This window comes from Streptomyces lavendofoliae, from assembly GCF_014649735.1.
Classification (GTDB): Bacteria; Actinomycetota; Actinomycetes; order Streptomycetales; family Streptomycetaceae; genus Streptomyces; species Streptomyces lavendofoliae.
Window position 1 is genome coordinate 1 of record NZ_BMTP01000038.1, and the last position, 12,929, is coordinate 12,929.

A 12,929-nucleotide genomic window follows, 5' to 3' on the forward strand; every position below is an offset into this window, starting at 1 on the left:
CCGAGCACTTCCTCGCCTTCACCAGCATCGCCTGCACCCTGATCTGCTACCGCAGGCTCGCCAAATGAGATGATGTCTAAGAGACACCTCGCCGAGTGAGCAAGCTGCGGCCGCTCTCGCCGCGCTGCGGACCGTGGCCGTGCCCGCGGGCGTCCTCCAAGCCGTCGCCGTCCTTCTTGGCGAGCTGACCCACTCCGAGGACCAGGCCGTCCAGGACGTCGCGGTCGCCACCCGAGCGCATCTGCTCGGCGCCCTCGGCACCCTGGACGATGTCTAGCCGTCCCACCCTCCACCTGGACTCCCTGGCCGCGAGGGCCTGAACCACCGATGGCGGGATGACATGGGGTGGACCGGCTGCGGCGGCAGACTGGGCATAGCGGGTTTCCTCCGTCGCCGTACCGGTGCGTGGGTTCTCGGCACGAGGCGCACGGTCCGACGTGCTGGGGCGGGCAGCTCAAGGGGAGGACCGGCGTGGCCCCCCGCGGGGCGCGGGATGTCCCGGCGGGCGCAGACGGAGGGCCGGCCTGACGCGGCAGTGCGGGCACGGGAGTCGATGTCCTGACAGCGGGAACGGCGTACGGCGCCGCAGAGCCCCGGGCGGGCGGGAACGAGCCGGGCGGGGTCAGAAACGGTGATGCCGGCGTGCTGCGGCGGTCTTCCTTCTCCTCCTGCCTTTGCTGGTAGGAGCGTTCGCGGGTCAGCGGGAGACGTTCGGGGGCGCCGGGAACGCTGTTGTCGACGGTTCCCGGCTCCGGGTCCGCTGCGGAGTTGCTGGTGGCGTCGAGGTACTTCTCGTGGTCCTGCGAGCTGACCCACAGGTGCGAGGCCCGGCCGCGTCGGCCGGGCTGGGCGGGGCGGGCAGCGTGCCAGCACGAGAGCGTCGAGGAGGGCGGAGGCGAACTGGCGCGAGGGAAAGCGCTGCCCCGAGAGATACCGGGACACCATCGCGGGGCTGAAGGCGTACTTCTTGGCGAAGGCTCTCTGGGGCACATCCGTACGTTCCAATAGCGCGTTCAGGTTCTGGACGTAAAGCTGCTCGGCCGGACTGGCCACCGGGTCCTGCTGCGCGGACATGCATCCTCCTCGGCACACGGCGCCTCGGTATGCCATCAATGCCCACGCACTCGGCCGCCCCGCCGTCCCCGCCACAAGGATCCCTCCCCACCAGGGGGCAGGGCGTCGGGCAGACGGCCCGGCGCCCCGCCCGCCCCGCGTCACGCGGGGGAACGGGGCCTGCCGGGACGCGCGCCGTGCCCGCCCGCTACCCCCGCGTGTCCACCACCGAGCGCAGCTTGCCGCTCCTCGGGCTGCGGTCCAGTGCCGCGCCGTCCACCGCCTCGACCGACAGGTCGAGCAGCCGCTCCTCCACGGCCGTGCGCAGCTCCGGGTAGCCGCTCAGCAGGACCGCCCGCAGCCCTTCGGGATCGGGCGCGCAGGACCGCTCCACGCGGACGGTGAGCCGTTCGCGCGCGTCCTGCCCGGCGAGCACGATCTGCAGTTCGCCCCGGTAGCCGCCTTCTTCCCCGGCGAGGGTCACGAAGCGCCGGTGGTCGAGGAAGTACGTGGCGACCCGCATCACGTCACCCAGCCGCCCGCGCAGCTCGAAGCGAGGGGCGTGGCTGCCGCAGGGGCAGCGTCCGGGAACGGCGCGGCCGAGGTCGCCGATGACGTACCGGCCCAGGTCCTGGCCGCGCCGGGCATGGGTGCTGAAGACCAGGCGGCCCGTCTCGCCGGGCGGCACCGGCCGGTCCGAGTCGAGCGCCAGGATCTCCATGGTGTGCAGGTCGGCGTGCAGGTGGTGCACGCCGCCGGTGCTCTCCGTGCACTGGTAGCCGAGCGGGCCGAGATCGGTACTGCCGTACGTCAGCGAACGGACGACGTCGACGCCGAAGGTCTCCCGCAGCGTGCGCCGCTGCGCGTCGGTGAAGTGCTCGCCGCCGTAGAAGATCTTGCGGATGCCGCCGTAGGAGCGCAGCGCGTCCGCCTGGTCGTGCAGCAGCTGCCACAGGTACGACGGCATCCCGAAGAGCGTGTCCGCCCGGTGGGCGATCAGCGCCTCGGCCGTCGCCCGGTGGTCGGGGCCCGCCGCCAGCGGCAGCTGGACGCCGCCGAGCCGCTCCAGGATGGAGAAGAAGCTGATGAAACTGCCGTACATGCCGCCGCAGTAGAAGAGGTTCGCCGTCCGGTCGCGCACCGGGTCGTAACCCGCGGCGAGCAAACCGCGGGCGGCGGCGTGCATCTGCGTGTCGTAGTCGTCGTAGCTGAACAGCGACAGGGCGGGCAGGCCCGTGGTGCCGCCGCTGCGGAAGTACAGCTCGGCGTCCTCCCGCGAGACGTGACGCCCGCGTTCCTGCGCCTCCTCCTTGCCGACCAGGGGCCCCGAGGGCGGCGGGAGGACGACGGGCCTGGCCAGGTCGTCCAGGCAGGCGGTGGTGGCGAACCGCTCGTCGGCCCGCACCGCCACGCGGCGGCTGTAGCGCTGCAGGGCGTACACCCCGTCGTGCGGTTCACCCGAGTAGCTCGCGTGCATGGAGCCGAGGGGCGTGACGCGTGTGACCCCGGCGGCCAGTGCGAGACGGGAGAGCTCGGCGACATCACCGCGACCGCCCGCCAGACCCATGGTCTGCAGGTACCGGCGCATCGGTCGCAGCGTGCCGATCAGCCGCTTGCGCGGCAGTGGCTTGACCCACACGCTGCGGTGCAACGGCGAGGCGGTGAGGGCGGGCCGGGTGTCGGCCATGACCCGCCACGAGCCGTCCGGCGCGGCGAAAACGCGGGTCAGCCCGAGGTGTTCCTCCAGCCGGGCGAGCAGCTCCGTGGTGCTCAGTTCCGCCTCCTCGGCGAGGTCCGGAGCATGATCGGCCGGGGTCGGCTCCCGCGCCGCCAGCACCGCGGCGAAACGCTCCGCGAACGCGAACAGCTCCGCGTCGTCCTCCGTGTCGAGGTAGACCACCTGCGGACTGGCGCACGCCTGCTGCTCGTACAGGCAGACGTCGTCCGCCAGCGACTCGAGCGTGCCGGCATCGCCCCAGGCTTCCCGCGTGAGGTAGGCGAAGGAGATGCGGTGCCCCCACTCCACCAGCCGGCAGCCCGGCGGCACATGGGCCGCAACGCCCTCCACCGCCCTCTCGCCGCCCCAGACGGCGACCGCGTCGGCCGGCGCGCACATCAGACGCAGCCACTCCTGCCGCGCGGACGGGAAGCGCAGCACGATGACACGGGCGGCCACGGCGCCGCTCGGGTCCAGCGCGGCCAGCTCGGCCAGCAGGTGCTGGGCGAGCAGCGTGTCACCGCCGCTGGTCTTCAGGACATTAACGTTCCCGGCGAGCAGGCCCTCGACGACGCCGAGCGGTGCGACGGTCGCGGCGTTGCCCGGCGCGATGTGCGCGACCAGTCCGACGGGCGCCCACGCCTCGTACACCGTTTCCCGCGCGTCGGGACGGTTCAGCCGGTGCGGCGCGGCACCGCCGAGCTCACGGCGGAGCTTGCGCGTCAGCTCCCGCCGGCTGAGGGCGCCGGCGATCTCGGCGAGCACCGCCGCACCCTCACCCTCGGGCAGATGGGGCGCGAGCCGGGCGTGCACCGGGTGCACCGGGTCCGCGAGGGCGGTGGCCAGGGCGTCGCAAGCGCCGAGCAGGGCCTCCGTCTCCAGCGGCGTGCCGAGCGCGTCCTCGACCGTCCCCGCGAGGTCCGCCAGCCGTCGCCCGGCCTCCTCGTCGTCGATGAAAGCGCCCTGCCAGTAGTGGTGTGCGTCGGCGCGGTGCGGCTGCACGGTCGTCATGACATCCCCTTCATCAGTTCGGCGGCGGCCACCGCACAGCTCCGGTTGCGGCTCACTCCGGCACGGCCGTGCACGGTGAACCAGTCGGTGGTCAGCTCGCACCCGCACGCCTCCCCGGGCTGCGCCGAGGCGAGGTCGCCCATGACGACGCTCTGGGCCGGTACAGAGGTGATGTAGGGCGACACGAGGTGCAGGTAGCCCGTCTCCCCGTACGGCAGCGGCTCGAGCGTCCGCGTGGAACGGATGGTCACCCGTGACCAGACCGGTGCGTGCAGGCGGTGGTGGTTGCACTCGATGTACGGGATGCAGTGCTCGACGGAGCCGAACGTGTCGCGGATCCGTTCCCCCGGGATGCCCAGCTGCTCGCTGACGCGGGCGTACAGCTCCACCTTGCCGATGCGCCGGTCCGCATGGCCCTTCCAGCCGCCGCCCAGCACCACGAGCGAACCCTCGGGCAGCCGCAGCGGCGGCAGGCCCATGGCCCGCATCCGCTCCATGGTGAAGAAGAGGAAGGCGGGGAAGCCGAGGATGCGGACCGGCGCGCCGTCCCGCTCGAAGCGCTGCAGCGCCGCCACGGACCCGAAGGGGTCGAACTCGTGCTCCTTGCCGGTGTTGCGCAGCGCGTACGCGACCGAGCGGGCGGGCGCGAAGTCGCAGAGGTAGTTGTCGGTGAAGGCGGTGCCGAGATTGAGGGCGGGCGCCGGCTCGTAGCTGTACAGGAGGTAGTTGACCTCCTGGTCCGGAGTGATCCACCCGTTGCGCTCGAAGATCCGCGCCACCATGCGCTGCGCCGCGCGGATGGTCCATCGGTCGAAGAACATCTGCGACTTCTGGCCGGTGGTGCCCGAGGACGTCAGGTGCAGGTCCACGCGGTCGCGCGGGATGGACAGCACCTCGTGGCGCTTGAAGAAAGCGGCGTGCACCAGCGGCGTCCGGTACGGCAGCGCCGGTGGTGTCGCCTCGTACAACGAGCGGAAGAACGGCGACCGTTCGGCGTGCCAGGCGTTGATCTCCGCCATGGCCGCGGCGAACAGCCCGTCCTCGGCGGGACCGTGGGCGTAGGGGTCGGCCAGGTCGCACAGCCGCTGCACGTGTGGCAGGAGGGCCGGGTCGGGAACCTCGACCGGGGCGAGATGAGGGTTCATGAGGCAACCTCGAAAGGGGGCAGGTGGGCCGACGCCCACGCCGACAGGTAGCAGTCCAGGTACGGCTGGAGCGGCGGCTCGACGACGACGTCACGGAAGTCGATCCGCTCCGTGGAACGGGACAGCACGGCGTAGTCGTGGAAGCCGTCCCCCTCCCGCCGCATCGCCGGGTACAGCGCACCGGCCACGAACCCCTGGGCGAGGAAGGCCGAGAGCGCCTCGTGGTGCGCCAGCGGCACCAGCGCCTCGACGTACCCGGCGCCGGCCCTGGTCAGGGTCCGGGTGACGGGTTCCAGGTACGCGGCCGCGGCGGCCGGATCGGGATGGGCGGCGACGAGCGAGCAGTAGCGGCCGGTGCGGTTGAGGTAGGCGTACACCTCGAATCGCCCGTCCTCCGGCGTGAGCAGTACGTTGGGCGTGTGCAGCGGGTAAAACCAGCGCTCTGCGTCCGGGAACCGCTCGCGGAAGCGCCGGCGCACGAAGGCGGGCGCCTCGATCGTCTCCAGCTGCTCGGTCGAACCGCCCCCGGCCGCACGGGCCGGGGCCACCGCGCGCGTGCCGTCGAAACGCATGCCCAGCGAGCGCTCGACGGTCCGCAGGAGCGGGAGCAGCGGCGCGGGCACCTCGCGCACCGGATGGCGGCGCTCCAGCACACCCGGGCGGTGACGCGCGTAGAGCGCGAGGCTCTCACGGCTGCTCAGATCCACCGCGTTGGGCAGGACGCCGAGCGGGCGGAAGCCGTTGCGCGCGACGACGCGCTGCGGGCCGGGGCTGACGGTGCGCACCGTGGCGTACACCGAGTCCAGCCGTCCCGCCGCCAGCGTCCCGGCGCACAGCCTTTCGGTGAGGCGGGCGGCCAGGCCCCCGGACCGGTGGTCGGGGTGCACGGCGAGCCCTTCCAGCCGGCCGACCCGCCCGCCCGGTTCCCCGCGGACGGCGGCCGACGCGGCCAGCGCGCCGGTGTCCGGGCAGCGGGCGACGAGCCACAGCGTGTGCGGGTCCTCGATGAGCCGGGCCATCGCCACCGGGTCGGTGCCCAGGGCGACGGGGTAGTGGGGCCCGTAGACGGCGTAGTACAGCTGGCGCAGTTCGGCGATGTCGGCGCCGTGCGCGGGTGCGATCACCGCGTTCACCGTCCGCCTCCCGACGGCGAGCCCGGGCGGTCCGCGCGGTGGCCGCTCATGTCGTCGGCCTCTCGTCGAGCACGCGGACGAGCTTGCCCGTACGCGCGTTGACGGCGAGGTCACGGTGGCGCGCCCACTCGACGGCGAGCGGGTGCACGAAGCCGGCGCGGACGCTGTCCGGGTACAGCGGCCGGGCCTTCTCCAACCGTGCCGTGATCGTCCCGGCGAGTTCCTCCAGGCCGGCCGGGTCGTCGTCGCCCGGGGCGGTGGCCAGGCGCAGGACCAGCCCGTCCCGGCCGTCCCAGCGGCGTACGACCAACTGCATGCCGATGACGCGGCCGGTGGTGTCCGCGTCGGCCACGGCGTCCTGCGCGTCGCGCGCGTAGAGGGACACGGGCCCCACCCGTACGCCCTCCTCGGCGCGGCCGAGGATGCGGAAGTGGCCGGCTTCGGTGTCGGTCCACTCGGCGCGGTCGCCGGCCGGGTAGCGGATGACGGGCATGAGGCGGCGGAAGAGGCTGGTCACGACGACCCGCCCGGGACGCCCCGGTTCGGTGACGGGCTCGTCCGTCGCGTCGTCGAGGATCTCGACGACCGAGTGCGGTGCGAACGCCCGGTGCACCCGGGGGTCAGGGCCCGGCACGGGGCGCCCGAGCAGGCCGGCGTCGACGCTGGCGTAACCGACGGACCGCGCGGCGGCGTTCGGGAACGCGGTGGCCAGCAGCCGCCGCTGGTCGGCGAAGAGCGCCTCGCCACCGAAGAGCACCAGCTCCACGTCGTCCAGCCGCAGACCGGCCGCGATCAGGTGCTCGGCCAGCCGGCACAGGGTGGTCGGCGTGCCCGCCACGACCTGGGCCGCGAAGTCCCGCAGCGTGGGGACCGTCGACTCCAGGGGTGCCGCGCCGCCGATCGGCAGACGGACGTTGTCGACGGGGCAGTGGGCGAGCGCATCCAGGACGAACAGGAAGCTGGCGTAGAGCTCACCGGCGTAGAACAGGTCCGCGACCCGGTGCCCCGGGCGCAGTCCTGCGTCCACGAGCCCGTGACCGAAGGCGGTCACGAAGGTGCGCCACTCGTCACGGGTGTAGACGGAGAACTTGGGTGCGCCAGTCGTCCCGCCGGTCTGGTAGACGGTCGCCTCGCTGAGCGGACCGGTCAGTACACGGTTGCCGTGGCGGGTGTTGGCCGCCCAGAACGCCTCCTGGTCGACGACCGGCAGGTCGGTGAGGCGATGGGCGTCCGGCGGAAGGGAGGCGTAGAGCTCCCGGTAGAAGGGCGAGTTGTGACGGGCGAAACGTATGAGGTCCGAAAGCTGATGGGCGGACATGCGGCCTTTGCCTAGGTGAAGGTGTCTGGGTGGGAGTCACCGCGGCGGGGCAAGCCCACGAACTCGCCGCCGGCGGGATCGAGCGTTGTGCGGGGGAGACTCCGGATCCCCCGCTCCCGTGGCGCGCCGGTATCTGACGCGCGGTCATGATGATGAATCATTCGTCGGCTCATCGCAAAATTGACAGCAATTATTTCGCTATGGGTGGCTGAAACAAGAGTTGTTACGGAATCAACCATTCCGATCATTCTTATGCCGATTCGGGAACGCGTGCCGCGCCCCCCGTGCTTGAGGCGACCTGCGCGACACCGGCCCCGTCCGCCCGGGCCGCGGTCCACGAGGTGTCACCACCGCCGGGCTGAGGGATGCGCGGCTCGGCCGGGCAGGTGGATCATCGCGTTTGATGCTGGGCCGACGTGACCCGTCAGAGGCGGAAGCCGGCGATGCGTGCGGCGCAGGGGGCGATACGGATCATGGACTACGGCGTGAGGGAGCCGGCTCGGCTAGGACGGACCCGGCTGCCGGACAGCAGGCACCTGGGCTGGGCGGAGTGGGGGCCGGCCGACGGCACTCCCGTATTGCTGTGCCCGGGGGCGGCGACCAGCAGGTGGCTCGGTTTCGGCGGCGATGCCGTCGATACATTCGGGGTCCGGCTCGTCAGCGTGGACCGGCCCGGCCTGGGAGCCGAGCCTGGGACTCGCGCACAGCCTGGCGGACGTGGTCGAGTTCCTGCGCCGGGCGGGGCTTGAAGTGTCGGAGTACGAGGCGGCACGCTCCCCGCTCATCCAGTGGCGGGGCGGCGGCCCCTACGTCTGGGTCGACCCGCCCCCGTGACCGCACCCCGCCCCGGCCGGTTGGCCGGGCGTGAACGACATCAATCGCCGTGCTCCTGGGCGAGACACTGATGGATCCGGCGGGCGGTGTGCTTCTGCTTGCGCGGCGCGGCCACGTCCTCCCGCAGCATCGCGTCGATCCAACCCTTGGCCGGGTCCAGGACCGTTGCCCACGGCGCCGGCTTCTTCCTCGGCGGCGGAACAGCACAGTTCAGGGCCTGCCGCACCGTCCGGCGATGCGTCCCGTACTTCTCGGCCAGGGCCCGTTGCGACATCTCCGGATTAACTTGTCCCGCCTGATCGCGGCATACAGCTCCGCCCGCGACAGACCCATCCCGGCCTCCCGACACGACCGTGATCAACCACCCACGGCCCCCGACATGACCGTGATCGACGCACACACCCTGCCGTCGCCGGGCGGACGGACGGACGAGTGCATTCACTCCAAACAGGGCTCGTCGCGGACCTGCCGGCCGCCCCACTCACAAACGTCGCCGCCCGCGGGGCAGCCAGCTCGAATGTTGACCGCGCCTCAGTGCTGGATCAGGCCGCCGACCGGGACGGCAGCGACGTGGCCGGTCGCCGGAAGCGTCTGCGCCAGGACAAGGCCGATGTCGACCAGCGATGACCGGCGCAGGCAAGCGACATCGGGAATCGGAGTCCAGACCGACTCAGCGATTTCACCGTTCGGCTCCGGCCGCAACTGGCCGCCGGTGATACGTACCTGGTAGAAGACGCCGACATTCTGATGCTCGGGCAGGCCGGGCAAGGGGCGGTCGGCCGCGGGGATCACCCTGGAGTCCACGCCCAGCAGGCGTTCGACCACCGCATCACAGCCGGTCTCCTCAGCGACCTCCCGGATCACCGCGTCGAACGGATCCTCCGCGTGCTCGACCCTGCCACCCGGAAGGGTCCAGTTGCTCTCGCCCTTCGGCGGGACGTGACGGGCGAGCAGTACCCGCCCGCCCTCGATGCACACGGCGTACGCCGCCAGCCGGAAACTCATTCCCCCCGCACCTCCCACCGGACCCTATCCTGACGTCCAAGATCCACGCAGCGCCATGAGCGCAGAGTGGAGCCGGATCAATCCTGGACGGCTCATGGCGGGGCCGGTACGGCAACCTCGGCAGTAGCGGCTTGATCAATCTCGACTGTGTGCCGATCCCAGGTCTTGTTTGACGGGAGTCCAGCGGCCTTGGACAGTACGGCAGGCCCTCACCGTGCCGGGTGAGGGCCCGCCGTACTGGTGGCCTACAGGGCCGTGCCCCGTGCTGGTCAGACCAGCCCCTCCTTGGTTGGTCTATCTGGCCGGATAACCCGCGCGCTTTCCAGCTCCCCCTGCGCCCCCTGCGCCCCCGAAGGTGACTGTCGTCGTGCCAGTGCAGATTCGTGGGTTCCGGGCGCCAGCAGCGTGAAGGTTGGCTGGCCTGAGGTCGGCACCGGTGCCCGGCTGGCCCGGCACGGAGTACCCGCACACTGGTCAGGTCGCTGGCGGACACGAGTTCAGCCCGGCTGGAGTGAGGAGGACAAGATTGCCGTCGCCCGGCTCCGGAAGCGGTGCCTCGAACTGGCCGTTGAGGTCAGCGGTCATCTCTTCTGGGTGGAGATCGTGGCGGAGAAGCGTGCTTCGGCGCGCTCGGAGCTGGAGGCTGCCACCCGGGCCGCCGCCACGGCCGTCCTCGCCGTGACCGAAGCTACCGTGTCCGCGTGGAGGGCTGCCCGGGCACTCCCCCGGGTGATCATTCCACCTGCGACGTCCCGTCCTGCTCCGCTCGGCAGTTGGACCGGGCATGAGACGACTTCTGTGTCTGGCACAGCCTTGGCACTGGCATGCGTAATCCCGGCCGCGACGCCGGCGGCCGCGGACACCAGCGCCTGCACCCATCACTGGTCTGGACCCCAGGTGTGCATCCGCGTGGAAGGGCGCAACCACTGGAACCAGGTGACGGCGATCTGGACGAACCCGCCGAAGTCCGTGAAGAAGCGGACGGTATGGCTGACCCAGGACGGCAACCGAGTGGGCAAAGCGCAGATGGCGCGGCGCAAGGGCAAGACCCTCAGCTACACCTGGTCGGGCTTCGATCAGGGCACCGGCGCCAAAATGTGCGTGCGCTGCAAGGACATCGATCGGGTGGCCTGCGACAAGACCAAGTACATCGGCAACCGGACCTCCTTCTGGCAGCGCAGCGTCCGGCACTCCTGGGGCGCGCGTGGGACGCCGCAGAGCCGCGAGCCGATGCAGTGCTAGGGCCTGTATCGAAAGTGACTGGTTGTGACTCTGTGGCCTGTGTTTCTATGCCCGAGTGAACATTGAGAGCTCCGGGGTGCCGGATGAGAGGCCGAGCCGCTGGGTCCGGCAGAGGGCCGATGGCGATGTTGAGGAGTGCGTGCGGGTCCTCGCGGAGGTCCATGCGCGCGACGGCTATCCGGTGAACTGGCCGGATCAGCCCGGCGAGTGGCTGTCACGCGGTCCCCTGCTGGGCTCCTGGGTTGCCGAACTCGAAGGCGACCTGGTCGGGCATGTCAGTTTGTCGCAAGGCGGCGAAGACGATATGGCCCCGACGTTGTGGAGCGAGCGGAACGGGTCGACGCGGGGTATGACCGCCGTGGTCAGCAGGTTGTTCGTTGCCCCCCAGGCGAGGGGACATCGGATCGGTGCACTGCTGATCGGCCAAGCAGTGGAGGAAGCGCGGCGTCGTGGCCTGCATCCGGTGCTCGACGTCGTCGCATCCGATACCGCGGCGGCAGCCCTGTATGAGCGGCTGGGCTGGGAGCTGATGGCCACAGTCGAGCAGCAGTGGAGTCCGCACCAGACGGTAGCCATCCGCTGTTACGCAGCGCCATCGTGACGTGGTCAGTCATAGCCACTCGTCGATGGCCGCGACGAGGACGGTCGCCTCGTAACGGACCGCGAGTTTGTCGTATCTGGTAGCCACGGCGCGGTGTCTTTTGAGGCGATTGATGCCGCACTCGACCGCGTGCCGGGTCTTGTAGTCCTCGGGATCGAATTTCGGCGGCCGACCGCCGCGCGAGCCGCGTTTCTTGCGGGAGGCGTACGCCTTGTCGGCGCGCACCCGCCGCGGCCTGGTGCGCGGCCTGCCCGGCCCCGGTCGGGCACCCGGACCCCGCCCAGGACGGCCTCGAACTGCGGGGAGTCCCCGCGCTGCCCGGCGGTGACCACGAAGGACATGGGCTTCTGCCCCTGCTCGACCGCCAGGTGCAGTTTGGTGGTCAGGCCGCCGCGCGAGCGCCCCAGCCCGTGGTCATCGGGCTCGACGGCGACGCCGCCGGGCGGCTCCTTCTGCAAGTCCCCCTTTTCCTGGCTCCGGCGGCGTGCTGGTGGGCCCGGCAGACCGTGGAGTCGACGTTGAGGTCCCACGTGATCAGGTCCTTGGCGTCGGCGCGGGCCTGGAGCTGGGTGAAGATGCGCTGCCAGGTGCCGTTGCGCTGCCAGCGGCGGGACAGGTCATACGCCCGCCCCCACGGCCCGTACTGTTCGGGCATGTCCCGCCACGGGATGCCGGTGCGGACCCGGAAGCGTATGCCGTCGATCAGCTGCCGCCGAGTCCATGTCGGTGGTCGGCCGGGCTTCTTGCCCTTCGGCAACAGCGGCTCGAGCACCGCCCATTGCTCGTCTGTCAGGTCTCCACGCGCCACGAACCAAGATCACCTCATGCGCAAGATCCACTTTCGATACACGCCCTAGGCCCGGCGCATCCGAGAACCGGGCCTCCCTGTTTGCCGAGCCGTCCGGGAGGCCCGGACCCGCACTCCTGGAGGTTGAGAAGGAACGTGGTGTCGATGAGCACCGCGCCCCATGAAACGCCGCGCGGCTGTTGGCTGGAGTCAGCGGTGGTAGAGGTAGCCGGTGATGCGGGAGCTGGCTTTGTCCGGGCTGATGCCCAGGGCAGTGCCGATCGCCTCGGGTGACAGGTCATCGGCCTCGACCGCGTGCGCGGCCTGGTTGGCGACATCGCGGACCAGGCCTTCCAGCGTGCTCACGGCCTTCAGGACGGCCAGGGGCTGGCTTTGTCCAGGAGAACGGACAGCAGATGTTCACCGCGTCGGGTGGTGAAGTCCTGGAGGGCGGTACCGACGGCAAGTTCGGATTCACTAGGGTTCTGCGCTCAGGTTCAGCGTGTAGAGCGGCGGGGTGACGAACTACTGCTTGGGGTCGAACGGGGCGGGTGCTGTGGTCATCAGCTCGTCTTTCCAGCAGCTCGGCGGATCGGCGTGGCCGGTTCCGTAGCCTTCCCGGTCCGGGGGCGGGCCGCCTTGGCGTCCGCGGTGCTGGATCGGGCCTTCTCGTCGGGTGCCACCCTGGGCGCGGCCAGTCGCTTGCAGGCGGTGACGTGGGCGCTCCCGGCGCGGCCTCCCAGTATCGGAGGGGTGTCAACTGGTAGGCGGCGGCGCGCGGGGACGGTTTCAGCAGCAGTGCCATCCTCGTCAGCCGGGCCAGTGCCTTCTTGCCATGTGGGTTACCACCGCCCCCGGCCGGCCCGCCTGGAAAGGGGGACCGCCGGGGCCCGCGTGGTCTATCTGGCCAGATAGACCACTCTCTGAGTTGAGCTGCTGCGGCGCGGGTCAATCCGGCCAGGGAGCGGCCGGTCCAACGGGGTCGCGACCGTCCGATTAAGGCTGAGGGCTAGGGCATCGTCCTAGGGCCTGTCTGACAAATGATCACCTGGCTGATTCACGGATCCAGAGGATCAGGGAGGC

11 protein-coding genes and 2 pseudogenes are annotated in these 12,929 nt (G+C 71.0%); 5 read left to right on the forward strand and 8 right to left on the reverse strand.

Going from position 1 to position 12,929, the window contains the following annotated elements:
* Positions 1 to 133: 133 nt before the first annotated feature.
* Positions 134 to 277 carry a hypothetical protein gene (locus IE109_RS32330; RefSeq protein ID WP_189554928.1) on the forward strand — a complete coding sequence of 48 codons (144 nt, stop codon included), beginning with the start codon at positions 134 to 136 and terminating at the stop codon, positions 275 to 277.
* Positions 278 to 1,261: 984 nt separating this feature from the next.
* Here the strand turns inward: IE109_RS32330 and IE109_RS32335 are convergent.
* Genes IE109_RS32335 through IE109_RS32350 form a run of 4 tightly spaced genes read right to left on the reverse strand, consistent with a single transcriptional unit; the run spans position 1,262 to position 7,377 of the window.
* On the reverse strand, positions 1,262 to 3,781 hold the full coding sequence (locus IE109_RS32335; RefSeq protein WP_189554929.1) for an acyl-CoA reductase: 2,520 nt from the start codon (positions 3,779 to 3,781) through the stop codon (positions 1,262 to 1,264).
* Positions 3,778 to 4,926, reverse strand: coding sequence for a LuxE/PaaK family acyltransferase (locus tag IE109_RS32340; RefSeq protein ID WP_189554930.1), 1,149 nt, complete (start codon positions 4,924 to 4,926; stop codon positions 3,778 to 3,780). The genes IE109_RS32335 and IE109_RS32340 overlap by 4 nt, the downstream gene beginning before the upstream one ends.
* Entirely contained in the window at positions 4,923 to 6,059 is a 1,137-nt protein-coding gene (locus tag IE109_RS32345; RefSeq protein WP_189554931.1) for a GNAT family N-acetyltransferase, read from the reverse strand. The genes IE109_RS32340 and IE109_RS32345 overlap by 4 nt, the downstream gene beginning before the upstream one ends.
* A 46-nt stretch (positions 6,060 to 6,105) precedes the next feature.
* Entirely contained in the window at positions 6,106 to 7,377 is a 1,272-nt protein-coding gene (locus IE109_RS32350) for a phenylacetate--CoA ligase family protein (protein WP_189554932.1), read from the reverse strand.
* A gap of 473 nt (positions 7,378 to 7,850) precedes the next feature.
* Between IE109_RS32350 and IE109_RS33620 the strand changes: the two are divergent.
* Positions 7,851 to 8,063 (forward strand): annotated as a pseudogene (locus IE109_RS33620) (alpha/beta fold hydrolase); the annotation flags it as partial.
* Positions 8,005 to 8,211: a hypothetical protein gene (locus IE109_RS32355; RefSeq protein ID WP_308431418.1), complete on the forward strand. Its 207-nt coding sequence runs from the start codon at positions 8,005 to 8,007 to the stop codon at positions 8,209 to 8,211. The pseudogene IE109_RS33620 and the gene IE109_RS32355, both read left to right, overlap by 59 nt.
* A gap of 40 nt (positions 8,212 to 8,251) precedes the next feature.
* Here the strand turns inward: IE109_RS32355 and IE109_RS32360 are convergent, their stop codons facing one another.
* Complete coding sequence (locus IE109_RS32360) at positions 8,252 to 8,485, reverse strand: hypothetical protein (RefSeq protein ID WP_189554933.1); 234 nt, start codon at positions 8,483 to 8,485, stop codon at positions 8,252 to 8,254.
* Between the two features lie 257 nt (positions 8,486 to 8,742).
* Positions 8,743 to 9,216 carry an NUDIX hydrolase gene (locus IE109_RS32365; protein ID WP_189554934.1) on the reverse strand — a complete coding sequence of 158 codons (474 nt, stop codon included), beginning with the start codon at positions 9,214 to 9,216 and terminating at the stop codon, positions 8,743 to 8,745.
* 405 nt (positions 9,217 to 9,621) lie between these two features.
* Here IE109_RS32365 and IE109_RS34255 point away from each other — a divergent pair, with 405 nt between their 5' ends.
* Both IE109_RS34255 and IE109_RS32375 read left to right on the forward strand, forming a co-directional pair.
* Positions 9,622 to 10,458, forward strand: coding sequence for a DUF8825 domain-containing protein (locus IE109_RS34255; protein WP_506417193.1), 837 nt, complete (start codon positions 9,622 to 9,624; stop codon positions 10,456 to 10,458).
* Positions 10,459 to 10,597: 139 nt separating this feature from the next.
* Positions 10,598 to 11,059 (forward strand): GNAT family N-acetyltransferase, encoded by a 462-nt coding sequence (locus tag IE109_RS32375; RefSeq protein WP_189554938.1) that lies wholly within the window; start codon positions 10,598 to 10,600, stop codon positions 11,057 to 11,059.
* A 9-nt stretch (positions 11,060 to 11,068) separates the two neighbouring features.
* Here IE109_RS32375 and IE109_RS32380 read toward each other — a convergent pair.
* Positions 11,069 to 11,867 (reverse strand): annotated as a pseudogene (locus tag IE109_RS32380) (IS5 family transposase).
* A 189-nt stretch (positions 11,868 to 12,056) separates the two neighbouring features.
* Positions 12,057 to 12,212 (reverse strand): hypothetical protein, encoded by a 156-nt coding sequence (locus IE109_RS32385; protein WP_189554936.1) that lies wholly within the window; start codon positions 12,210 to 12,212, stop codon positions 12,057 to 12,059.
* Positions 12,213 to 12,929 lie beyond the last annotated feature (717 nt).